We start from the raw sequence: 22038 nt of genomic DNA on the forward strand, positions 1-22038 counted from the left end.
CGTACAAGCGCGTAGTGAAACCGTTCTCGTGCCGCCACAAATCGAGAACGCCCGTGCTCGCGAGCGGTTTTGCCATGGCTGATCCAAGGTCGACGCAAAACGCGCGGCGCTCGACCGAATTGCCGGCCGAGGTCGATGCCGTGTCAGTTTCAACCGAAAAAGCAGCCCACCAGTTTTCCTCCAGGAGCACATTGATGACCGTCAAAAAAAAGGTTCCTTTCGTCACCTTTCGCACTCGTGTTCGCGATGATTCCATCGAGGGACCAAACCCGCACCGCTGGGAAGACAAGACATCCGACGACTGTTTCAGCGGCAAGCGCATCATCCTGTTCTCGCTGCCCGGTGCCTTCACCCCGACCTGCTCGACCTTCCAGTTGCCCGATTTCGAAATGCTCTACGACGAGTTCGAGAAGGAGGGAATTGACGCAATCTACTGCGTTTCCGTCAACGATGCGTTCGTCATGAATGCGTGGGGCAAGGCCCTGGGGCTGAAGAAAGTCCAACTCATCCCAGACGGCTCGGGCGAGTTCACCCGCAAGATGGGCATGCTGGTTGCCAAGGACAATCTCGGCTTCGGCATGCGCTCCTGGCGCTACGCTGCCGTGATCAACAATGGCGTGGTGGAGCAGTGGTTCGAGGAGGACGGTTTCTGCGACAACTGCGAGGCCGACCCCTATGGCGTATCGTCGCCGCAGAACGTCCTTGAAACGCTGAGAGCCGCCAAAGCCGTGACGGCTGCATGATCTAGACGAGTCAACGTCTCGAAAATCCCCTTGCACAAGGCGAAGGTCGCTCGGTAGGAGTTTCACGCTAGCCATGGAGTCCTCAGCAAGCCTGCTTCAGCGTCAGAAGCAATCGTTGGTTTTGACGCCGCAAATGATGGAATCCATTCGCCTGTTGCAACTGGCGCATCCCGAACTGCATCAGTTCGTCGAGCAGGAAATCGAGAAGAACCCCTTTCTGGAACGGGCCTCAAACCGGGCGCCGAAGGACATTCCGTCGATTTCGGCCGGGAACCCGCGCATCGGGCCGACCACGGGCGGAATATCGGATCGGGCCTCGCAGTGGAAATCAATCCGCGGCAAAAACAATGTCCAACCGGGGGGAAACCATGCGTTCGAAGATTCCTGGACGTCCATCGAAACATTGCACGACCATGTCGCTCGTCAGATCGCTCTCAGCGCATTCGCGCCGCTGGAGCGGCGAATAGCTGGCGAGCTTGCCGGTCATCTGGAAGACACCGGATACCTTCCGGTGAACCTTTCGGAACTGGCCCGCAGCCTGAATGTCCGGGAGGCTGTTGTGGAACGGGTTCTCGGAACCTTGCAGCAGTTCGATCCACCGGGTATTTTTGCGCGAACTCTCAGCGAATGCCTTGAGATACAATTGCGGCAGCTAGACAGGTTCGACCCGGCAATGGCAGCGCTGGTCGCCAATCTTGAAGCGCTGGCGCGACGCGATTTTCAAACATTGAAGCGCCATTGCGGTGTCGATGAAGACGACCTTCTCGACATGTTGCACGAAATCCGCGCGCTGGATCCCAAGCCCGGAAACCGATTCCAATCCGGAGGGCCTGAATCGATCATTCCCGACGTCTTGGTCCAGCCCTCTCCCGGAGGTGGGTGGCAAATCGAACTCAATCCAGACACGCTGCCCAGGCTGCTGATGAACCAAAACTATTTTGCCCAGGTCTCCCGCCTAAGCGCTCAAAATTCGAAAGATCAGTCATTTCTCAACGAATGCCTCCAAAACGCGAACTGGCTAATCCGCAGCCTTGATCAGCGCGCCAAGACGATCCTCAAGGTAGCGGCTGAAATCATCCGCCAGCAGGACGCCTTTTTTGAACATGGGGTCGCCCACCTGCGGCCTCTCAATCTCAGGACTGTCGCGGATGCGATCAACGTGCACCAGTCGACGGTAAGCCGGGTAACGTCGAACAAGTACATGCTGACCCCGCGCGGCGTGTTCGAACTGAAGTATTTTTTCACTGTCGCGATCGGCTCCTGTGAAGGCGGCGACGCGTACTCCGCCGAAGCTGTCCGCCATCAAATCAAGGCGATGGTTGCCGTGGAATCGCCCAACGAAGTGCTTTCCGACGACGACATCGCCACCCGGCTCAAGGAAACCGGGATCGACATTGCTCGCCGCACCGTTGCGAAATATCGTGAGGCGCTGAACATCCCGTCCTCCGCGCGACGTCGCCGGGAAAAGCGCGTGCGTCTTCGATGCCAATCAAGCCCGGGCGGCGGCGGCGACGAAAGCGGCTCTTAAGCGAGCCCGTTCTTGATCCGTGCCAAGTGGCTTTCGCCTTCCTCCGGGCCAAAACAGCTTTCGAAATCGCCGCATTCCTGACAACTGGGCGCGGTGCATAGCGAAAAGCCTTCAGCCTCGCAGAGCTTACGATAGAAATACTTCTTCCATTTCATGTTTTTGGTGTTGCCGGCCGCCAGCGCCGGGAAATGCCTGGCCATTAAGCGGCTGAGTTCGGCCCGATTGAAAAGGCCAAGGTCCTGCCACAGATGGTCATTGCGCAAACTGCGCCTGGCGATGATCTTGGCGAAGAGGGTGCACGCCGGATCGCCTGGCCTGGCATGCCCAATAAGCAAGCCGCGCAGAAGCCCTTCCTCCATATCCGGCTCGGGATCGGTCAGCTTTTCCAGCGCGAAGGCGTTGACGGGAACAGCCGGGAAATAGCGTGTCATGACATCTCGCAGGTCGGCACGCGAAAGGCCGGTTGCTTCGGTGGCGGTCGCCTTGCCGGCCTCGACCTCCTCGAACGCGAGGTAGAAAACACAGGCAAGCACATGCCGGTCGAACGCCGCCGCCTGGTCTGTCGGCGGCCATTGGCTGGTGCTGAAACAGCCACGGTGATGGGCGAATGTGGCGCCGTTCTGCTGGTCTTGTCCCCAGCTCATGCAGCAAGCTTGTCGGCCGCAAGGTGGGTCTGGCAGTTCTTCGGGCAGACGCGGCCGCAGGCGCCGCATCCGATGCAGAGGCCGGCATGGTCGACGATCATGACCATGCGGTTGAGCTCGCCGTCGAAGTCGTCGTCCTCGCCCGCGCAGATGCCGAGGATTTCGCCTGCGTCATCGACGCCATGAAGGTGCATGACCTCGCGCGAGCAGACCTTGAAGCAGCGGCCGCAGCCGATGCAGGTCGCGCCATCGATCGCCGTCAGATAGTGCGGCGTCCAGGGAGAGCCGTCGCGGGTGACGAAAGCGCCCGTCATTGTGAATTCTCCAACGCTGCGAGTTCTTCCTTTGCCGCATCCAACTCGGCAAAAACCTCGAAGGCTTTCCAGGCGACCGCCTCGATCTCGGTCCAGTTGACCGGAAGGTCCTCGGCAAGGTCGTGCAATTCCATCTTGGCGGCTCCCGCGCGCGACTGCAGCTTGCGGACCTTCTTCTGCAACAGCGCAAGGTCTGACATGATCCCCTTCCTCGCAAGCCGGTCGTTACGCCCGCGCCATGTCGGGACGCGCTTCGATGGCCACGAGCGCATCGCCGGCGCGCCGGCCTCGGCGGGTTTCCGGAACGTCTCGAAGCCGAACCGGTGATGCCGATGGACGCTGCAGCCAGCTTATGCAATCCCGCGCGGCGAGACGCAGGTCCGTATCCTTCGAGTTCGGCATAAGAGCGGTTGAGCGCAGACGACAATCAAGATCTTGTTCCCGACGTCGACGCGGGCGGTGAGCGCATATTGTGAGGGTGTCGATTTGGCGACGCCCCTATGCCAGAGAAGGCGGATCTCGCGTGGATCCGGCGCGTTGCTTTCCTTCGCTCCATTGATCGCATCAACCAGGATCTAAATAATCGCGAGGCGGCTGCCGCCTCAGGAGGAAGCCTCAAGCGCCGTGCCGGGAACGCAGGACGCAGCTCATAAAAAGTTGTCTTCATCCCATTCATGGGTTTGCTCAACAGCGCGGCAGGAAGACAGGCCGGCACCAGGCGTGTCGTGAATTGGACAAGCCCGACGACAGGTTGCGGCCGCCTTTTCAGGAACGGCCCGACAGGATTGCTGGGGAGGCAAGCTGAATTCACGCCGCGTTCAACCGTGTTGCACATTGGTCTCATCCCACCCCTTTGTCAGTTCCAAGGCCTGCCGCTCGAACAGGCGGCGGTAGATGCCGTCGCGACGGATCAGCGCGTCATGGTCGCCCTGCTCGGTGATGCAACCACGGTCGAAGACAAGCAGCCGGTCGAGTGCCCGCACCGTCGAGAGCCGGTGCGCAATGACGAGCGTGGTGCGCCCGACCATGAGCCGCTCCATCGCCTTCTGGATCAGCACCTCCGATTCCGAGTCGAGGCTTGATGTCGCCTCGTCCAGAATGAGGATCGGGGCATCGGCGAGGAAGGCGCGCGCTATCGCCACACGCTGGCGCTCGCCGCCTGAGAGCTTCACGCCGCGTTCGCCGACCAGCGTACCGTAGCCGTTCGGCAGGCGCGCAATGAAGTCATGCGCGCTGGCGAGCCGCGCCGCCTGCTCGACATCGGACCGAGAAGCACCCGGCCGCCCATAGGCTATGTTCTCGGCCAGCGAGCGGTGGAACAGGAGGGGCTCCTGCTGTACGATCGCGATCTGCGAGCGCAGCGAACCCTGCGTCACCCGCGAAATGTCCTGCCCATCGATCAAGATTCGTCCAGCATCCAGGTCGTAAAGCCGCTGGATGAGCTTGACGAAGGTGGTCTTGCCGGAGCCAGAGGGGCCGACCAGACCGACCCGCGCGCCGGCCTCAATCGAAATCGACAAGTCGCTGTAAAAGGGCGACCAATGATTGCCGTAGTGGAAATGGACGCTCTCAAAATCGATGTGACCCTTCGTGATCCGGATCGGCTTGGCGCCCGGATCATCGGCCACGTCGGGCGGCTGGCTGTAGGTTTGGACCAGTTCCTCCATCTCATTTACAGAGCGCTGGATGTTGCGCACGTGTATGGAAACATCACGCAAGTAGCCATATAGGACGGTGAAAGAGGCGAGCACCAAGGCGATGTCGCCTGGGGTAGTCTGGCCGCGCGACCACAAAAATAAGGCATAGCCAATCAAAGCCGCTCTCATCGCAAGAAGCATGATCCCCTGGAATGCAGCACTGACCGTCCCGCGCACCCAGGTCCGGAGGGTGCGGTGCCGCCACTTGGAGATGACTTTCGCAAGGCGATGATCTTCCCGCACCTCGGCGCCGAAGCCTTTGACCACCGCGTTACAGCTGATCGCGTCCGCAAGCGAGCCGCCAAGCCTCGTATCCCAGTTGTTGGCGAGGTTTGCGGCTGGCGCCACATAGCCGAGCGACAGGATAATGATCAGCGCCACATAGCCAACCGAGCCGCAAGCGATGATCAGCCCCATCATCGGCCAATACCAGCCGAGCAGAACGCTCGACCCCACGAGCATGATAAGCGACGGGAACAAGGCAAGAAGGATCGTGTCGTTAAGGAGGCAGAACGCCCACATGCCGCGCGTGATCTTGCGCACCGTAGAGCCGGCGAAGGTTTTCGCATGCCAATCGGTCGAAAAGCGCTGGACGCGATGGAACGCGTCGCTGGCGATGTCCGACATCATCTTCAGAATGAAGTCATTGACGGCAATGAAGGCGATGTTGCGCATGACGACGGCGCCGAGTGCGAGCGCGATCAACATTGAAAAGGCCGCAAGAGCCGCATCCCACACGACGGCGTCGGCTGCCGCTCCTTGGGCGACCGCGTTTACGAGCCGTCCGGAATAGAGCGGCGTCAGAACGTCAAGGAGCGTTGCGACAAGCACCGCAATCATAATGATCGCGAGCCGGACCGGCTGCTTGCTCCAGTGGCGCATGGTGAAGGCGAAAACGTCGCGAAAGGCGGCGCCGCGTAGATCGATGTGAAAACGCCGCGTGGCTTTGTACGAGCGCAGCAGGCCGCTCGGTCTCAAGAAACCCGAAATGGAAGGTCTGCGTGAGGACGAAAACATCGCTCGGAATGCGGGTGGCTGATCTGGACCTGACATGTTGCTTTCTTTCCTTCGTTCCATCGATCGCGATGTCACCCGCGAGATGAATATCGGCCGCGGGCACGCGCTGCCCTACGAGGAGAGAACCGCAAAAGCCGCGCCAAAGGCTCAGAAAGAAGCTCAGAAGAATTTTCTGCATATTCTACAATGACAAACGAGATCTCAGCAGGGCAACGGGGGCGTAACAGTGCCGTGTCGCGCACTCGACAAACCCGACAGGACGCCTCGGTCGCGCGGGCATCCTTGGCGAACGGCCCGACAGGATTGCTCCTCACGCGAGGCGGAATCTACGCCCGCCCGATTCAACGGCGTTCCGCGTTGAACAATTCCCGCCGATGTCGGACATGCGACATAGCAGTGTTAGAGCCATCATGTTGTTTTGAAATGATTCCCTTCTTTGGCACGGTCCATGCGTAGCTGTTCGCGAACGCGTCCGGCCTGAAGGAGAGACAGTCCATGATCAAGCGCACCGAAAACGCCGTGGCCTAAAGACCGCGCTTGCCGGGGGCCGAGCCGGCGCAACGCTGGCGCACCAAGGTCGAGGCGGGTTGCCGCGCCGGCGCCAAGAAGCGCGCAGGCCGAATGTGGCGGCGGCAACTCCTTCGGCTAACCATCATCATCATCATCATCATCATCATGACAGACCGGGCGTGCGCCTTGTGTGATTGCGCTCAGGAGAAGGATCACATCCATGAGACCTGTTTATCTGGACAACAACGCAACGACACGGGTCGATCCTGAAGTCGTTCAAGCAATGCTGCCGTTTTTTACCGACCAATTCGGCAACCCTTCGTCGAGCCACGATTTTGGCGCTTCCGCCGGGGCGGCGGTGAGAAAGGCGCGCCTGCGGGTGCAAACGCTGATCGGAGCGGAGTTCGAGGACGAGATCACCTTCACCTCGGGCGGGACGGAAAGCGACAACGCCGCGATCCTTTCTGCGCTCGAGGTGATGCCTGAGCGCACAGAGATCGTGACTTCCGCAGTCGAGCATTCGGCCGTGCTGACGCTTTGCGCCCACCTTGAGAAGACGCGCGGCATCAAGGTGCATAGGATCCCGGTGGATCGCCACGGCCGGCTCGACCTCGACACTTATAAGGCCGCCCTCACCCCGCGCGTGGCGATCGTCTCGATCATGTCGGCGAACAACGAGACCGGAACGATCTTCCCGGTGGTCGAGCTTGCTGAGTTGGCCAAGGAAGTCGGCGCCCTTTTTCATACCGACGCGGTGCAAGCGGTCGGCAAGCTTGCGATCGACTTGAAATCGACGGCAATCGATATGCTGTCTCTCTCCGGTCACAAATTACACGGACCGAAAGGGGTCGGCGCACTTTATGTAAAGCGCGGCGTGCGCTTCTGTCCGCTGATCAAGGGGGGAGGCCAGGAGGGCAACCGCCGCGCCGGCACGGAGAATACGCCAGGCATCGTCGGTCTCGGCGTGGCAGCCGATCTTGCCTTGAAATTCATGGACGACGCGAACACACGGGTAAAGGCGTTGCGCGACCGCCTGGAGAAGGAACTTCTCCAGCGCATCCCACACGCCTTCGTCGCCGGCGATTTGCTAAAGCGGTTGCCGAACACCGCAAACATCGCCTTTGGAGATATCGAAGGTGAGGGCATACTGCATTTCCTTAATCGCGAGGGCATCGCCTGCTCCTCCGGCTCTGCTTGCGCCTGCGGCTCGCTGGAGCCGAGCCACGTCTTGGTGGCGATGAACATCCCCAATAGCGCGGCACACGGGGCAATCCGTTTCTCCTTTTCGCGCAACAACGGCGAGGAGGACGTCGACCGCGTGCTCGAGGTCATGCCCGGGATCGTTAAGAAGCTGCGTGAGCTTTCCCCATCTGCCAGCCAGGCGAGAGGACTTCAATCAGCTCCAGGCCTGGGCGACAAGGCAAACCCGACCACCGTTTCCGGCCCAGGAGAATGCAATGCGCAGTTGTTTCGCTGAAAGCCGCGCCATCGATGTCACCGACATCCTCGCCCGGCTGAAGAGCCTGTCGGCTGCGGAGGAGTTCTTCGCAGCCCTTGGCATCTCTTATGATCCGAAGGTGCTCAATGTCTCACGGCTGCATATCCTGAAGCGCATGGGCCAATATCTCGCTGAAGAGGATTTCGCCGGCCTTCCCGACGGGGTGATCGCCGCGCGGGCGCGTGCGACGTTGGAACGCGCCTATGAGGATTTCGCGACATCCTCGCCACTCACCCACCGGGTCTTCAAGGTGCTCAAAGAGCACGATCCCGACAAACCGGCCACTCGGGACCACACCTTTGTCCCGTTCGAGTCGATCCTGAGGCGGTTCGGGACAGAATGAACGCGACACGAGTGCGACGCGACAATGTCGAAAAGCCGACAAACTCGGTCATCACGACGGCACCGTTCGGAAGAAAACAACCCTGTCAAAAGGAACAGAGCAACGCAAAATGGTTGGCACGAATGATGCTGCGAAGGAGATGAACGCCAGGGCCGCTTGCGGATTGGAGCCGAGAAAGACGCAATGCACATTGTAATCTGTATCAAGCAGGTGCCGGACTCCGCGCAGATACGTGTCCACCCGGTGACGAACACGATCATGCGCCAGGGCGTGCCGACCATCATCAACCCTTACGACCTGTTCGCCCTCGAAGAGGCACTGAGATTGCGCGGCGCCCATGGCGGCGAGGTCACCGTGCTTACGATGGGTCCGCCGATGGCAGAAGATGCGCTGCGCAAGGCGCTCACCTATGGCGCCGACCGCGCGGTACTCTTGACCGACCGCTGTTTTGCCGGCTCCGACACGCTGGCGACCTCCTTCGCGCTTTCTCGGGCAATCGTGAGAATTGGCGAGACCTTCGGCGCGCCGGACATCGTATTCGCCGGCAAGCAGACGATTGACGGCGATACCGCCCAGGTCGGGCCCGGCATCGCCAAGCGCCTCGGCCTCCTGCAGTTCACCTATGTGGCGAAGATCGACTCTATCGATCTCGATGCGCGCGAGATCACCGTCAAGCGCCGTTCGGAAGGCGGTACGCAGGTGCTGAAAAGTAGGCTGCCTTGCCTCATCACAATGCTGGAAGGCACCAACGAAATCCGCAGAGGCTCGCTCGACGACGCCATGCGCGCCGCGCGCAGCCAGATCGTGAAATGGAGCGCGGCCGAAGCTGGCATTGAGGACCTCAACAAATGCGGCCTGCGCGGCTCGCCGACGGTCGTCAAGCGCGTTTTCGCCCCTACCACGCGGGCGGAAAAGGCGACGCAGATCGACATGACCGACAAGACGCAGCACGACCTCGCTGACGAACTGATCGGCGCAATCTTTACCCGCCAGCCAGCGCTGGAACACGAACTCGCCTTCGACGGCGGCCAGTGACGGGACGGCAAGGAGAGATGATGTCGAACGCGAACCGCGAAGCCCCTCCTTCCGCCGGCCGTGCCGGCATCAAGAGGGAATTGCCTGAGCACTTTAGGGACTATCGGCACGTCTGGGTTTTCATCGAACTGGAACGCGGCGAGGTCCATCCCGTGTCCTTCGAACTGCTTGGCGAAGGCCGCAAGCTCGCCGACAAGCTAGGCATCCAGCTTGCGGGGATCGTGCTCGGACCGCCGGGCGAGGCCACGCAGCATGCCGTTGCCGAGGCCTTCGCTTACGGCGCCGACCTTGTCTACCTGGTCGAGGCACCGCTGCTTGCCGACTATCGCAACGAGCCTTTCACCAAGGCGGTGACGGATCTGGTCAATACCCACAAACCGGAGATCCTGCTTCTCGGTGCGACCACGCTCGGCAGGGATCTCGCTGGCTCAGTAGCGACGACCTTGCTGACAGGGCTCACTGCCGACTGTACCGAACTCGATGTAGATGTCGACGGTTCGCTCGCCGCGACCCGTCCGACTTTCGGCGGTTCCTTGCTATGCACGATCTATACGCTCAACTACCGGCCGCAGATGGCCACGATACGACCGAGGGTTATGGCCATGCCACCGCGGACGGACAAGCCGGTCGGGCGTGTCATCCGGCACAAGCTGTCAATGACCGAGGAAGAGGTCATCACCAAAGTCCTTGGCTTCAACCTCGATCGCCAATCGGCAAAGGCAAATCTCGCCTACGCCGACATCGTGGTTGCCGGAGGCCTCGGTCTCGGCTCAGCGGAGAATTTGCAGCTTGTGAAGAATCTAGCGCGGGCAATCGGCGCCGAATATGGCTGTTCGCGCCCGCTGGTCCAGAAGGGCTGGATGCCGGCCGATCGGCAGGTTGGCCAAACGGGCAAGACCATCCGGCCAAAGCTTTACATAGCGGCCGGGATTTCCGGCGCCATTCAGCATCGGGTTGGCGTGGAGGGGGCTGATTTGATCGTAGCCATCAACACCGACCCGAACGCCCCGATCTTCGACTTTGCCCACCTCGGCATCGTCACCGATGCAATCCGTTTCCTGCCGGCATTGACGGAAGCTTTCACCCGGCGGCTGTCGCCGCACAGCCACGACAAGCTTGCGAGCTAAGGGAGACGGCCATGATCGAGCAAGAATTCGACGCCATCGTCGTCGGGGCCGGTATGTCCGGAAACGCGGCCGCCTACACCATGGCAAGCCAGGGCCTGACGGTGCTGCAGTTGGAGCGCGGCGAGTATCCGGGCTCCAAGAATGTCCAGGGCGCCATCATGTACGCCGACATGTTGGAGCAAATCATTCCAGATTTTCGGAATGATGCGCCTCTCGAGCGGCATCTGGTCGAGCAGCGATTCTGGGTGATGGACGACACCTCCCACACCGGGATGCAGTATCGATCGGACGATTTCAACGAGGCGAAGCCCAATCGCTACACGATCATCCGCGCCCAATTCGACAAGTGGTTTTCGCGCATGGTGCGCCAGACCGGCGCGACAGTGCTGTGCGAGACGACGGTGACCGAACTTGTCCGCAGTGCCAGCGGCAAGGTGATCGGCGTGCGCACCGACCGGGCTGGCGGGCCGATCTACGCGGACGTCGTCGTGCTCGCAGAAGGTGTCAACGGACTGCTCGGTACACGGGCCGGCCTGCGCAAGATGCCGAAGCCAGAAAGCGTGGCGCTCGCTGTCAAGGAAATGCATTTCCTACCCGATGAGGTCATTGAGCAGCGGTTCGGCCTCCAGGGCGACGAAGGCTGCGTGATCGAAGCGGCGGGCACGATTTCCCGCAGCATGGCCGGACTGGCCTTCCTCTACACCAACAAGGAGTCGATCTCTCTCGGCATCGGCTGCCTCGTCTCCGATTTCGCCCAGACAATGGAGAGCCCTTACGTCCTCCTCGACAACTTCAAAAACCATCCTTCGATCCGGCCGCTGATCGCGGGCTCGGAAGTCAAGGAGTATTCCGCGCATCTCATTCCCGAAGGTGGCTACAAGGCAATTCCGCAGCTCTTCGGCGACGGTTGGGTGGCGGTCGGTGATGCCGCCCAACTGAACAACGCTATCCACCGCGAGGGTTCGAACCTCGCCATGACTTCCGGCCGCATCGCGGGCGAGGCAATCATTGAGATCAAGGGCCGCAACCAGCCGATGATCAGGAGGAACCTCGCCCTCTACAAGACCATGCTGGACAAGTCCTTCGTAGTCAAAGACCTGATGAAATATAAGGACATGCCGGCCCTGATACACACCAATTCCCGCAATTTCTTCATGACTTACCCGCAGTTGATGTCGCAGGCCGCGCAGAACTTCATGCGGGTCGACGGCACCCCAAAAATCGAGAAGGAAAAGGCGACCACTGCTGCCTTCATCAAGGCGCGTTCGCGCTGGGGGCTGATCAGCGATGTGGTCCGCCTGGCACTCGCGTGGCGCTGAAGGAGAAATAGGATGACGATGGCCGTGACGAAGTTACGTGTCGAGGAGAAGCTTTATCAGAACCGCTATCTGGTCGATCCGGGCCGCCCGCATATCAAAGTGCGACCGCACGAGAGGCCGAGCGCGAACCTGCTCGCGCTGACACACATCTGCCCGGCCAAGTGCTATGAGTTGAACGACAAGGGACAGGTGGAGACGACTTCCGACGGCTGCATGGAATGCGGCACCTGTCGCGTGCTGTGCGAGGCCAGCGGTGAGATCGTATGGAATTACCCGCGCGGCGGCTTTGGCGTTCTCTTCAAGTTTGGATAACTGCCGCAAAGAGCGATAAACGAGAGGCTCGCAATTGCGGTCAAGACCGCCAATATTGTTCACAATTGCCCGAAAAACTGAAAATACTATGTTTCTGGAACTCGAAGTACAAAAAAGGGGTTGGGAGGAGCACCTTGGACAACCCTTGAGGTGTTTGCATGGCTCACATGCTTCCAGATCAGGTCGGTGAAATTGTATCTCGGAACACCCCGCCTGAACCTGCGGTCGAAGCGGCGCGCAATGCGGACAGCTTGCTCAGGGGAATCTACGAGATATCGAAGATTCTGACTGCCCCGACCCGGCTGGAGATTACGCTTGCCAATGTCGCGAATATCCTCTCCTCGTTTGTGCAAATGCGTCATGGCGCAATCGTCGTCCTGGACGCTGAAGGAGAGCCGCAGATTAGCGCAACTACCGGCGGCACTGTGCCTCAATCAGCCGCCGGCCGCGTCATACCCCAGGCTGTAACAGACAAAATCGTCGCTACTGGAGTGCCGATCGTCATACAAGACACAAGCACGTCCGAGCTATTTCAGGCTGATCCTCAATCGAGCAGCGGCACGGTCGCAACTGCGTTTATCGGTGTCCCGCTAAAGGCTGAGGAAAAGATCTTCGGGACGCTGTCGATCGACCGCGTCAGGAACGGTACCACCAGGTTCCGCTACGAGGAGGACTTACGTTTCCTGGCCATGGTCGCCAATCTGGTCGGCCGGACCATCCGCCTGCATCGCACTTTGAGCACGGCTGGTCAGCGACTTATCGAGAAGCAACCGAGACCAGAGCAGTCGCTCGACGAGGACAGGACCCATTCGGCCCGACATCCGCATGTCAAGATCGACGGAATCATCGGAGAAAGTCCCGCGCTCAAGCAAGTGCTGGAGATCGTCTCGGTCGTGGCCAGGACCAATTCCACCGTGCTTCTTCGAGGCGAAAGCGGTACCGGCAAGGAGTTCTTTGCACAGGCCATCCATAAGCTTTCACATCGGAGGGAGAAATCCTTCGTCAAATTGAACTGCGCCGCACTGCCCGAAAGCGTTTTGGAATCGGAGCTCTTTGGCCACGAGAAGGGCGCCTTCACCGGGGCTATCCTGCAGCGCGCTGGCCGGTTCGAATTGGCAAATGGCGGAACCCTGCTGCTTGATGAAATCGGCGAGATTTCGCCTGCCTTTCAAGCCAAGCTGTTGCGCGTCTTGCAGGAAGGAGAACTGGAGCGAGTGGGCGGCACCAGGACCCTAAAAGTTGACGTGCGGCTCATATGCGCCACCAACAAGGACCTCGAGACGGCTGTCCGGAATGGAGAGTTCAGGGCCGACCTTTATTACCGCATCAATGTGGTGCCAATAGTCCTGCCTCCCCTCAGAGAACGACCGGGCGATATTCCACGCCTTGCGAACGCTCTCCTCGACCGATTCAACAAGGAGAACCATCGCGATCTTGGCTTCACGCCGTCGGCGCTTGACCTGATGTCGCAATGCTATTTCCCTGGCAACGTGCGTGAGTTGGAGAATTGTGTGAGACGGACGGCCACACTTGCGCGTTCAACGACAATAACTGCGTCGGATTTCGCCTGCAAGAACAGCCAGTGCCTGTCTTCGCTTCTGTGGAAAGGAGTCGGCCGTTCGCACGGCGCCTATGCCGTCGACGAGTTCGCACGTGGCAATATGATGCCGGGTGGATCGCCGCTGCCTGCCATGCGAGTCGGCCCCTCACAGAATGAGGCATCGCCCGGCGAGACCTGCGACCCCCACCATCCCGTTTGCCCTGCAATGAACCCGCGTCTGACGGAACGCGACCGGCTGATTGATGCGATGGAGAAAGCCGGCTGGGTTCAGGCCAAGGCGGCTCGTGTTCTTGGTCTCACGCCGCGGCAGGTCGGCTATGCTTTGCGCCGGCATCGTATCGGAGTGAAGAAGTTCTAAACGTCCCTGATGACATCAAACGTGGGGGCGCGGTTGCTGCCCGCACCGGGCGTAACTGAGACAAGACGTCACTTTTCGCGTTGCTTTTGACCGTTGTCGGCGACCTGACAAAACCGTGTCGCAGGAAACGGACACAATTGGACACAAAAGGCCGACGCAAAAGCCAACATGACGGATAAGACCGCTTTTGGAGTTGGCATATCTCTTGCGCTCTGAAGTGCGATGTTCACACCACGCACGGAGCCGCTCCATGTCCGCACCGATGATTTCGCTACAGGGCCTTTCCGGCACGACAGTCTTCGATCAGTCGCCGGCGAGAGCGAAATCCGGTGGCTGCGCATCTTCATCCTGCGGCTCCTCCGCGAAGCCGCACGAGATGGACTCGGCCGTCTGGGAGAAGATCAAGGATCATCCCTGCTTTTCAGAGGAAGCGCACCACTATTTCGCGCGCATGCATGTGGCGGTCGCCCCAGCCTGCAATATTCAATGCAACTACTGCAATCGCAAATATGACTGCGCCAACGAAAGCCGGCCTGGGGTCGTTTCGGAAAGGCTGACGCCCGACCAGGCGCTGCGCAAGGTGATCGGGGTTGCCAACGAAGTGCCGCAGCTTTCCGTGCTTGGCATCGCCGGACCGGGCGATGCCTGTTACGACTGGAAGAACACAAAGGCGACATTCCAACGGGTCGCCAAGGAAATCGCCGACATCAAGCTGTGCATCTCAACCAACGGGCTCGCGCTGCCAGACCGCGTCGCCGAGCTTGCCGAAATGAATGTCGATCACGTGACGATCACCATCAACATGGTCGACCCGCGGATCGGTGCCAAGATCTATCCGTGGATCTTCTATGACAACCGCCGTTATACCGGCGTTGAGGCAGCCACGATCCTGCACGAACGACAGATGTCGGGGCTGGAGATGCTGACGGCGCGCGGCATCCTCACCAAGATCAATTCGGTAATGATCCCCGGCGTAAACGATGAGCACCTGATCGAGGTGAATAAATGGGTCAAGGAGCGCGGCGCGTTCCTGCACAATGTCATGCCGCTGATTTCCGACCCGGCGCACGGTACGCATTACGGCCTGAGTGGGCAGCGCGGCCCCAAGGCAATGGAGCTGAAGGCCCTTCAGGATCGTCTCGAAGGCGGCGCCAAGTTGATGCGCCACTGCCGGCAGTGCCGGGCCGATGCTGTCGGCCTGCTCGGCGAGGATCGTGGCCAGGAATTCACGCTCGACCGGCTTCCCGACAAGGTCACGTACGACGCCAGCAAGCGCGAGACATATCGGGCAGTGGTCGCGCGCGAGCGGGGCGATCGCCTGGCGGCCAAGAGCGAGGCGCTCGGGATGGTCAAGACCGCAGGCTCCGGCAAATCGCTTCTGGTAGCGGTGGCGACCAAGGGTGGCGGCCGCATCAACGAGCATTTCGGCCATGCGAAGGAATTCCAGGTTTATGAGGCCTCGCCGAAAGGGATCAGTTTCGTCGGTCATCGCAAGGTCGAACAGTATTGCCTCGGCGGCCGGGCCGAGGACAAGAGCCTCGACGGCGTCATCTCTACGCTCGAAGGCGTAGACATCGTGCTGTGCGCGAGAATTGGAAATTGCCCCGAGGATCGTCTCAAGGAAGGTGGGATCCGAGCAACGGAGGCTTACGGGTATGACTACATCGAGACCGCGATCGGCGCGCTCTACGCCGCCGAGTTTGGGAGTGAGCCACTGGCTGCGACGGCCTGAGCCGCCTCATTCTAACCGAACCGGAGTTGAAAATGGCCTTTAAGATCATCGCTTCCCAATGCACCCAGTGCGGTGCCTGTGAGTTTGAATGCCCTTCGGGCGCGATTAAGTTCAAGGGCGAGACCTACGTGATCGATCCGAAAAAGTGCACCGAATGCGAGGGGACCTTCGAAACGCAGCAATGCGCCTCGGTATGTCCGGTGTCGAAGACTTGCGTCCCTGCCTGACCTCCATTTCGGCTACCGACACGGTCGAGGCGCCTCCGCAGGACCATTGACCTCCTGTTGGAAAGCTGCAGCCGAGAGAAAGGAACGGCCATGAGCCTCGGACGCGAACAGGACATCGAAATCCGTACACCCCCGCGATTCATGCCGGGTGAGCGGGTCCGCGCCACACACCACATAAAAAATGACGGCACCTATCCGGGCAAGGAGATCGGTGAAAATCTGGTGCGCAAAGGCGACGAGGGCTATGTGCGCGACATCGGCACCTTTCTCCAGCAGTTCTACATCTATGCGGTCGAATGGGTCGATCGCGGCACCGTCGTCGGCATGCGTGCGCGTGAACTCATGAGCCTTGAGACGGCCCGGACTCCTTCCAGTGCCGAAATCGGTGCCGGCTTTAACAAAGGAACGGCCCGATGAGGGTAATGATCCGCAGGACCGGTGCTGGCTTATCGGCATATCTTCCCAAAAAGGATCTCGAAGAGCCGATCATCAAGGTCGACAACGAACACTTATGGGGCGGGGCTGTGACGCTGAAGAACGGCTGGCGGTTAGTTCTGCCCGACCTTCCGTGGGACACGCCTTTGCCGATTACCGTCGAAGCAAGGAAGATTTCCGACGAGGACTGACCTTCGGGTTTACACAAAGAGAGCGGCAAAGGGATACGAGCATGAACACAATGACCTCGGGCCATCTCGTCGTCATTCGGGACAGTTTTGCCGAAAGGCAGCTTGACCTTTTGAAGAAAGCGCTCGCGGCCGATCAGGTCATTCCCTATCTCGGCCCGGGTCTGCTTGAGATCCGCTCCGCGGGACCGCCCGTACCGCATACCCCCGAAGCCGTTGCCGCAGCGCTCAACAAGCGCACGCCAGCCCCTTCGAAGATTCGCACCAACATGTGGTCGGTAGCGCAGTATATCGAACAGCGCCGGCACCGCCGGACGCTTCAAGTTTGGATGGCCGAAATATTCGCGGCCCCGGTGGTGCCGACCATCTTGCATGCCTGGCTCGCAACGCTGCCGCTCTCCGTGATCGTCGACAGCTGGTACGACGGTGCCATGCGCGCGGCTCTAGTACAGACCCGCCGAACGGACGTCGTCGAAATACAGGGCGTAACACGGGCGCACGAGATCGGTGACATTTGGACGAAAGCCTACGATTTGTCCGGGATATTACTCGAATCCGCACCGGCGGCGAAGACGGTTCTCTACGCCCCTCACGGCGGTGCCAGGCCGGCCGCAAACTTCCTCGTCGCAGATTCCGACTACGTTGAAGTGCTGAGCGAAATCGACATCCAGACGCCGATCCCTGACCTGGTGAAGGAACGGCGAGCTAGCCGTGGTCTTTTCTTCATCGGCTGCCGCTTCAACGATCAGATGCTGCGCACCTATGCCCGGCAGATCATGAAGCGCTCCAATGGCCCACATTTTGCGGCAATCGATACAGCGACGCTGACCAAGAACGAGCGTCGTTTCCTTGCGGCAAGCGCAATCACGGTCATTGACATGCCGACGGGTCAGGCCGCAGCCCGTCTCGTCGGACTGGGCGAGACATTGCATGAAGCCAAACGGGGTATCGTTTGAGCCATTCTCAGACGCCTCAACATTGCCGAAAAGGTAAAACGGGCAATTGACTTCCGGGTTTTTCAACAACTCCGAGAGGCACTCTGAAAAGCTACGACGGTTATTTCATTCGAGGCTGCAGCGGATATGGCATTCGATGCTGCGGATGAACACAGCGGCGACGGGCTCGAGCCAGCCGAGCAGAGCATAGTCTGGCGCCAGGGTTGTCGCGGTGAGCGGTCGCAGCTGATCGGCTTCACTTGGCGGTAAAAGCTGTGGCACGGCGCGATGATCAGGGCCGGTTGGGGTCGATGCCAATCGAGCTAAGGCCAAGCGTGCTCACCGCATAGGCGGTCACCTGCCACTGCCATATAGGCGGTCACCTGCCACTTCCATCCCAGAGCGTCAGGATGATCGCGTTGCGCGACAGCTTGGCGCGCCGCAGACGCGAGCGATTGGTTCAGGGCAGCCCGCTTCGCCATCAACGAGACCCGCTGCTGCATGAGTTGTAACGCCCGCACCACGGCGCCGCGAATCCGCGCTTGTGGCGCCATGACCTTGAGGCGAGTGAGTTCGGCGCTAACAACGCAGACTGAACCAATCCGATCAGCCCGGCCCATGCCGGAGAGCACGGCGACCAATGCCGCCAGCTCCACCACGCAGGGGGACACGATCCCGCCTGCGGCTAAGCGCGAGTTGAAAAGCATACGTCGACGCCCGCCATTTCGCATGCACCGCCTTGGATCAGGCCTGCCTCGAGGCATGATGCGGGCCTGGTTGGCTTTCCTGTCGATGCCGGCTTCGTAAGCAGCGGCTCCCGCGAGGTCGAGCAGTTCTAACTGGCGGCTTGAGTTGACGGCGCTCACGCACAGCCGTTCCAGGTGCGGCCGGTTATGCGGCCTTCCCCTTCCCATTTGGCTTGGGCAAGCTTCTGGGCGATCCTCTGCATCGCCGGTCGCAGAGAGGTCCGGTCTGCAACGTCAGCACAGGCCACTATTGCGGCCGCCTCGGGATGTATGCGTCCCTCTCATCTGTTTGGCCGGACTGGGCGAGCTTGCACCCGGTCGGACATGCAGTCCAACCTGGATGCGCGCTTCCACATCAAGCCGCATGAAGGCGAAGAAAATCCTCATACGTCGCTTGCAACCCGGCACCAAGAGACGTTTTGGCTTTCCAGCCAAGGTTACGCAAGCGCGTTACGTCCAGTAGCTTGCGCGGAGTACCGTCTGGCTTCGTCGTGTCGAACACCAAATTGCCCTCCCAGCAGACCGCCGCCTTGACGAGTTCCGCCACCTCGCGAATTGTGACGTCCTCACCAACGCCAACATTAATCAGGGGCGCAGTGTCGGGGGCTGTCAAGGCGTCAAAATCCGAATCTGGCAGGCCAAGCAGGAACGCAATGGCATCGCCTACATCCGACGAATACATAAACTCTCGCCGAGGATTTCCGGATCCCCAGACCCCCACAGAGGAGTCGCCGTTCATTTTAGCTTGATGAAAGCGGCGTATCAGAGCAGGCAGAACGTGACAATTTTCGGGGTGATAATTATCGCCGGGACCATATAAATTGGTCGGCATCAACGCGAGATAGCGCGCCTTGTACTGCCGGTTGAAAGACCAGCACGATTCGACACCTGCGATTTTTGCCAAAGCGTAGGGACGATTCGTCGCTTCAAGCGGACCGGTGAGAAGGTATTCCTCCCGTATCGGCTGCGGACAGTCGCGTGGATAGATACACGAGGAGCCAAGAAAAATCATCCGTTCGACGCCGGAAGCGTAAGCGGCATCAAAAGCACTGAGTTGAATCGCGAGGTTGTTATGAAGGAAATCGACAGGGGAGCTAGCGTTCGCCAGTATACCACCAACCTTTGCGGCGCACATAACGACGTAATCTGGCCGCTGCGACATGAAGAACCTGCGCGTCTCGCTCCGGTCAAATAGATCCAGTTCGTCGTGAGTACGTGTTATTATCTCATAGGATCCTAACGCCTCGAGGGCTCTCATTGTGGCGGATCCAACAAGGCCGCGATGGCCTGCCACATAGACTTTCTTCATCTTTTTGTTTTCCATTGTTAACGCTCTGGGCGCTCCTTAAGAAGGCCACCATTAGCACTGACAACAACCCAGCATGGCCCCGCCGTTGTCAGCATAACTCTCGTGGACTGTGTGAATAATAACCCTGCTTCATCAGCACTGCCTCACGCTCTGCCATGCGCAAATCTTCCCGAACCATCTCCCTAACCAATTCGATGAAGGAGATTTTGGGCTCCCACCCAAGTTTTTCTTTCGCCTTGCGGGCATCGCCGAGAAGTATCTCGACTTCTGCAGGACGAAAATAACGGGGATCTACTTTTACGATCAGAGCTCCCGTCTTTGCATCGTACCCCTCTTCGTCGACCCCTTCCCCCACCCAACGAACATCGATGCCGAGTTCAGCGGCCGCGACGGTGACGAATTCGCGCACCGAATGTTGCTCACCGCTAGCGATCACAAAGTCTTCAGGTTGCTGCTGCTGCAGCATCAACCACTGCATCTGGACGTAGTCTCGAGCGTGCCCCCAATCGCGACGCGCATTAAGGTTGCCCAGGAATAGAGTGCGCTGCATTCCAAGCTTAATCCGAGTCAAGGCGCGCGTGATTTTGCGAGTTACAAATGTTTCTCCGCGCGCAGGTGACTCATGATTAAATAAAATGCCGTTACATGCATACAGATTGTAAGATTCTCGATAATTTACGGTGATCCAGTGAGCATACAATTTGGCAACAGCGTAGGGGGACCGGGGGTAGAACGGTGTCGTCTCGGTCTGTGGCGTTTCCCGCACCAGCCCGTAGAGCTCAGACGTCGAGGCTTGGTAGTAGCGCGTATGCTTGACGAGCCCCAGGATCCGAATTGCCTCGAGGATACGCAGCGCACCCAAGGCATCGGAGTTCGCGGTGTATTCTGGTTCTTCAAAGGAGACTGCAACGTGGCTCTGAGCTGCCAAATTGTAAATTTCGTCCGGCTGAACCAGTTGGATGACGCGCGTAAGGCTCGACGAGTCTGTCAAGTCCCCGTGGTGAAGTGTAAGATCAACGCCACTTTCATGAGGGTCATGATAGAGATGGTCTATACGGCCCGTATTAAAAAGAGACGATCGTCTCTTTATCCCATGCACAGAATAGCCCTTTTCTAAAAGCAATTCTGCGAGGTAGGAACCGTCTTGTCCCGTAACCCCGGTGATTAAAGCTACTTTTCTCTTTGACAAGCTTGAATCCTTTTGATTTTGACGCGCCCATGAAAACGCTCGCCTGTGGCGGGATTGCGTGGCGAGAAAGGGGCGTATTGGGCAGGGCGAACGGGGGCCTCTGCGCGAAGGCAAGGGAGAGTTCGAGCGGGATGCCAGCCTTTCATGGAGCCGGGGAACGTTCGAAAGAGTTGTCGATCAAGATCAAACGACGCGGGTCATTCAAATCGAATTCGACAATTCGTGGCACGAAGAGGCGGGCATAGCGGGTGAAGGCGCTAGTCGGAGGAAAGCGAATAACAGTGTCGCATCGACCGAGGAGATACATCTCAACGAGCGCGGAACCCCCCCCGTCGGTGCCCAGTGCTGCACTGTGTAAGGGGCCGGCCTGATCCGCCTGGAAGCGTTTTGGGACGGTGAAAAGTTCGGGAAATACGCCCGACAGGTGATCAACAACCTTGGCGCTGTCTGTACACAAGAACACCTTTACAGGTCTTGAATGCGGTTGCGCCTTGGCCATACGAATGGCAGTGCATACCTGCTCTAAGGCAACCTTCGGATCAGCCCAGTAAGGTGCGTGATCCATAATATCTTCGCCGTTGCCGTGGCGGACATGGACTCCAATTATGCTGTGCCCCTCAAAATGTTCCTGGTAGAGCGCTTCAATGCGATCCTCAATTTCGACCCTCGGTGTGATGCTCCTAAATATGGTTCGCTCGGCCTTTTCATCGCAGCGCCACATCAAGCAAGCATCACACACTACCGTGTTGGCTTCACAATCATCTTGGGCCTGGAAAAGATCGTTAAGCTCGTCACGTTCTTGGAAAATCTGTTCATCCGGACGGTACACGCAGTCGATGGATGGCTTGTTCCACCACGACGGGAAGAAGGGACCAGGGAATGAGACGTGGTTGATCTGGTCATCGCATATGACCCGTACACCACCGATATCCTCAATTGGCTTGAAGAAAGCTGGAAAGGCATTCGCAAACGGGTTGTCAAGGTAACAAGAGCCGCGCCAATCTATTGCTAAAGCTCGTCCCGTCCGATGTGCGTAGTCCCAAGCCGACGCGAGAGACCACAGGCAATCACCGAGACCCGTGCGCCGTCGAGAAACAACGAACCGATCGTTCCTTGAGCGATCAACAAGCATCTAAATTGCCTCTCTCCAGAACACCACAAGCCTCAGCTTTGCTGCTGCGTTTGAGGCAAGCGCCTGCGCAATTCGGGGAAGATTGTCGTGCTGTGCCAATTCGATGTAGCTCGCGTCTGTCGCGGAAGTGCCTGGCCGC

At 59.2% G+C, this 22038-nt stretch carries 23 protein-coding genes; 15 read left to right on the plus strand and 8 right to left on the minus strand.

The window, feature by feature from the left end; all coding sequences use genetic code 11:
• Positions 1-194 precede the first annotated feature (194 nt).
• Positions 195-743, plus strand: coding sequence for a peroxiredoxin (locus tag EB231_RS33125; protein WP_036241566.1), 549 nt, complete (start codon positions 195-197; stop codon positions 741-743).
• 73 nt (positions 744-816) lie between these two features.
• Entirely contained in the window at positions 817-2271 is a 1455-nt protein-coding gene (gene rpoN, locus EB231_RS33130) for an RNA polymerase factor sigma-54 (protein ID WP_172352479.1), read from the plus strand.
• Here rpoN and EB231_RS33135 read toward each other — a convergent pair.
• The 4 genes from EB231_RS33135 to EB231_RS33150 all read right to left on the minus strand — a co-directional run bounded on the left by EB231_RS33135 (position 2268) and on the right by EB231_RS33150 (position 5943).
• Complete coding sequence (locus tag EB231_RS33135; protein WP_172352480.1) at positions 2268-2915, minus strand: nitrogen fixation protein NifQ; 648 nt, start codon at positions 2913-2915, stop codon at positions 2268-2270. The two genes, rpoN and EB231_RS33135, sit on opposite strands and share 4 nt — an antisense overlap.
• Positions 2912-3229: a ferredoxin III, nif-specific gene (gene fdxB, locus EB231_RS33140; RefSeq protein ID WP_027056552.1), complete on the minus strand. Its 318-nt coding sequence runs from the start codon at positions 3227-3229 to the stop codon at positions 2912-2914. Before fdxB ends, EB231_RS33135 begins: the two co-directional genes overlap by 4 nt.
• Complete coding sequence (locus tag EB231_RS33145; protein ID WP_027033180.1) at positions 3226-3429, minus strand: CCE_0567 family metalloprotein; 204 nt, start codon at positions 3427-3429, stop codon at positions 3226-3228. Before EB231_RS33145 ends, fdxB begins: the two co-directional genes overlap by 4 nt.
• Positions 3430-4047: 618 nt before the next feature.
• On the minus strand, positions 4048-5943 hold the full coding sequence (locus EB231_RS33150) for an ABC transporter ATP-binding protein (protein ID WP_161634538.1): 1896 nt from the start codon (positions 5941-5943) through the stop codon (positions 4048-4050).
• Positions 5944-5977: 34 nt separating this feature from the next.
• Here EB231_RS33150 and EB231_RS33155 point away from each other — a divergent pair, with 34 nt between their 5' ends.
• From EB231_RS33155 to EB231_RS33215, 13 genes are all read left to right on the plus strand, one after another.
• Positions 5978-6133, plus strand: coding sequence for a hypothetical protein (locus EB231_RS33155; protein WP_154674715.1), 156 nt, complete (start codon positions 5978-5980; stop codon positions 6131-6133).
• A 540-nt stretch (positions 6134-6673) separates the two neighbouring features.
• The gene (nifS, locus tag EB231_RS33160) at positions 6674-7930 is read left to right on the plus strand and encodes a cysteine desulfurase NifS (RefSeq protein ID WP_172352481.1); all 1257 of its coding nucleotides are present in this window, start codon (positions 6674-6676) and stop codon (positions 7928-7930) included.
• Complete coding sequence (gene nifW / locus EB231_RS33165) at positions 7911-8294, plus strand: nitrogenase stabilizing/protective protein NifW (protein ID WP_172352482.1); 384 nt, start codon at positions 7911-7913, stop codon at positions 8292-8294. Before nifS ends, nifW begins: the two co-directional genes overlap by 20 nt.
• 183 nt (positions 8295-8477) lie before the next feature.
• Positions 8478-9329, plus strand: a complete 852-nt coding sequence (locus EB231_RS33170) for an electron transfer flavoprotein subunit beta/FixA family protein (RefSeq protein ID WP_172352483.1) — start codon at positions 8478-8480, stop codon at positions 9327-9329.
• 20 nt (positions 9330-9349) lie between these two features.
• Positions 9350-10456, plus strand: a complete 1107-nt coding sequence (locus EB231_RS33175; RefSeq protein WP_172352484.1) for an electron transfer flavoprotein subunit alpha/FixB family protein — start codon at positions 9350-9352, stop codon at positions 10454-10456.
• 11 nt (positions 10457-10467) lie between these two features.
• Positions 10468-11775 carry an FAD-dependent oxidoreductase gene (locus EB231_RS33180; protein WP_172352485.1) on the plus strand — a complete coding sequence of 436 codons (1308 nt, stop codon included), beginning with the start codon at positions 10468-10470 and terminating at the stop codon, positions 11773-11775.
• 12 nt (positions 11776-11787) lie between these two features.
• Positions 11788-12087, plus strand: coding sequence for a ferredoxin family protein (locus tag EB231_RS33185; RefSeq protein WP_006333856.1), 300 nt, complete (start codon positions 11788-11790; stop codon positions 12085-12087).
• Between the two features lie 158 nt (positions 12088-12245).
• A complete protein-coding gene (gene nifA, locus EB231_RS33190) occupies positions 12246-14006 on the plus strand; it encodes a nif-specific transcriptional activator NifA (protein WP_172352486.1) in 1761 nt (586 codons plus the stop codon).
• Positions 14007-14256: 250 nt separating this feature from the next.
• The gene (nifB, locus tag EB231_RS33195; protein WP_107652841.1) at positions 14257-15738 is read left to right on the plus strand and encodes a nitrogenase cofactor biosynthesis protein NifB; all 1482 of its coding nucleotides are present in this window, start codon (positions 14257-14259) and stop codon (positions 15736-15738) included.
• A 32-nt stretch (positions 15739-15770) separates the two neighbouring features.
• Positions 15771-15965 (plus strand): 4Fe-4S binding protein, encoded by a 195-nt coding sequence (locus EB231_RS33200; protein ID WP_010913566.1) that lies wholly within the window; start codon positions 15771-15773, stop codon positions 15963-15965.
• A 90-nt stretch (positions 15966-16055) separates the two neighbouring features.
• Positions 16056-16382, plus strand: a complete 327-nt coding sequence (locus EB231_RS33205) for a nitrogen fixation protein NifZ (protein WP_172352487.1) — start codon at positions 16056-16058, stop codon at positions 16380-16382.
• On the plus strand, positions 16379-16591 hold the full coding sequence (nifT, locus tag EB231_RS33210) for a putative nitrogen fixation protein NifT (RefSeq protein ID WP_172352488.1): 213 nt from the start codon (positions 16379-16381) through the stop codon (positions 16589-16591). Before EB231_RS33205 ends, nifT begins: the two co-directional genes overlap by 4 nt.
• 41 nt (positions 16592-16632) lie before the next feature.
• Positions 16633-17544 (plus strand): SIR2 family NAD-dependent protein deacylase, encoded by a 912-nt coding sequence (locus EB231_RS33215; protein WP_172353133.1) that lies wholly within the window; start codon positions 16633-16635, stop codon positions 17542-17544.
• A gap of 302 nt (positions 17545-17846) precedes the next feature.
• Here the strand turns inward: EB231_RS33215 and EB231_RS33220 are convergent, their stop codons facing one another.
• The 4 genes from EB231_RS33220 to EB231_RS33235 form a co-directional block, all read right to left on the minus strand.
• Positions 17847-18389 (minus strand): hypothetical protein, encoded by a 543-nt coding sequence (locus EB231_RS33220; protein ID WP_172352489.1) that lies wholly within the window; start codon positions 18387-18389, stop codon positions 17847-17849.
• 235 nt (positions 18390-18624) lie between these two features.
• Positions 18625-19593: a GDP-L-fucose synthase family protein gene (locus EB231_RS33225; RefSeq protein WP_172352490.1), complete on the minus strand. Its 969-nt coding sequence runs from the start codon at positions 19591-19593 to the stop codon at positions 18625-18627.
• 73 nt (positions 19594-19666) lie between these two features.
• A complete protein-coding gene (gmd, locus tag EB231_RS33230; protein ID WP_172352491.1) occupies positions 19667-20767 on the minus strand; it encodes a GDP-mannose 4,6-dehydratase in 1101 nt (366 codons plus the stop codon).
• A 142-nt stretch (positions 20768-20909) separates the two neighbouring features.
• Positions 20910-21899 carry a nodulation protein NodZ gene (locus EB231_RS33235; RefSeq protein WP_172352492.1) on the minus strand — a complete coding sequence of 330 codons (990 nt, stop codon included), beginning with the start codon at positions 21897-21899 and terminating at the stop codon, positions 20910-20912.
• Positions 21900-22038 lie beyond the last annotated feature (139 nt).

Origin of the sequence: Mesorhizobium sp. NZP2298 (genome assembly GCF_013170825.1) — a bacterium.
Classification (GTDB): Bacteria; Pseudomonadota; Alphaproteobacteria; order Rhizobiales; family Rhizobiaceae; genus Mesorhizobium.

What these genes read in the sequence shown, in the direction of transcription:
- EB231_RS33125 (WP_036241566.1), top strand. Translation starts at nt 195, where the DNA reads ATGACCGTCAAAAAAAAGGTTCCTTTCGTCACCTTTCGCACTCGTGTT.
- rpoN (WP_172352479.1), top strand. Translation starts at nt 817, where the DNA reads ATGGAGTCCTCAGCAAGCCTGCTTCAGCGTCAGAAGCAATCGTTGGTT.
- EB231_RS33135 (WP_172352480.1), bottom strand. Translation starts at nt 2,915, where the DNA reads ATGAGCTGGGGACAAGACCAGCAGAACGGCGCCACATTCGCCCATCAC.
- fdxB (WP_027056552.1), bottom strand. Translation starts at nt 3,229, where the DNA reads ATGACGGGCGCTTTCGTCACCCGCGACGGCTCTCCCTGGACGCCGCAC.
- EB231_RS33145 (WP_027033180.1), bottom strand. Translation starts at nt 3,429, where the DNA reads ATGTCAGACCTTGCGCTGTTGCAGAAGAAGGTCCGCAAGCTGCAGTCG.
- EB231_RS33150 (WP_161634538.1), bottom strand. Translation starts at nt 5,943, where the DNA reads ATGTTTTCGTCCTCACGCAGACCTTCCATTTCGGGTTTCTTGAGACCG.
- EB231_RS33155 (WP_154674715.1), top strand. Translation starts at nt 5,978, where the DNA reads ATGTTGCTTTCTTTCCTTCGTTCCATCGATCGCGATGTCACCCGCGAG.
- nifS (WP_172352481.1), top strand. Translation starts at nt 6,674, where the DNA reads ATGAGACCTGTTTATCTGGACAACAACGCAACGACACGGGTCGATCCT.
- nifW (WP_172352482.1), top strand. Translation starts at nt 7,911, where the DNA reads ATGCGCAGTTGTTTCGCTGAAAGCCGCGCCATCGATGTCACCGACATC.
- EB231_RS33170 (WP_172352483.1), top strand. Translation starts at nt 8,478, where the DNA reads ATGCACATTGTAATCTGTATCAAGCAGGTGCCGGACTCCGCGCAGATA.
- EB231_RS33175 (WP_172352484.1), top strand. Translation starts at nt 9,350, where the DNA reads ATGTCGAACGCGAACCGCGAAGCCCCTCCTTCCGCCGGCCGTGCCGGC.
- EB231_RS33180 (WP_172352485.1), top strand. Translation starts at nt 10,468, where the DNA reads ATGATCGAGCAAGAATTCGACGCCATCGTCGTCGGGGCCGGTATGTCC.
- EB231_RS33185 (WP_006333856.1), top strand. Translation starts at nt 11,788, where the DNA reads ATGACGATGGCCGTGACGAAGTTACGTGTCGAGGAGAAGCTTTATCAG.
- nifA (WP_172352486.1), top strand. Translation starts at nt 12,246, where the DNA reads ATGGCTCACATGCTTCCAGATCAGGTCGGTGAAATTGTATCTCGGAAC.
- nifB (WP_107652841.1), top strand. Translation starts at nt 14,257, where the DNA reads ATGTCCGCACCGATGATTTCGCTACAGGGCCTTTCCGGCACGACAGTC.
- EB231_RS33200 (WP_010913566.1), top strand. Translation starts at nt 15,771, where the DNA reads ATGGCCTTTAAGATCATCGCTTCCCAATGCACCCAGTGCGGTGCCTGT.
- EB231_RS33205 (WP_172352487.1), top strand. Translation starts at nt 16,056, where the DNA reads ATGAGCCTCGGACGCGAACAGGACATCGAAATCCGTACACCCCCGCGA.
- nifT (WP_172352488.1), top strand. Translation starts at nt 16,379, where the DNA reads ATGAGGGTAATGATCCGCAGGACCGGTGCTGGCTTATCGGCATATCTT.
- EB231_RS33215 (WP_172353133.1), top strand. Translation starts at nt 16,633, where the DNA reads ATGAACACAATGACCTCGGGCCATCTCGTCGTCATTCGGGACAGTTTT.
- EB231_RS33225 (WP_172352490.1), bottom strand. Translation starts at nt 19,593, where the DNA reads ATGGAAAACAAAAAGATGAAGAAAGTCTATGTGGCAGGCCATCGCGGC.
- EB231_RS33235 (WP_172352492.1), bottom strand. Translation starts at nt 21,899, where the DNA reads ATGCTTGTTGATCGCTCAAGGAACGATCGGTTCGTTGTTTCTCGACGG.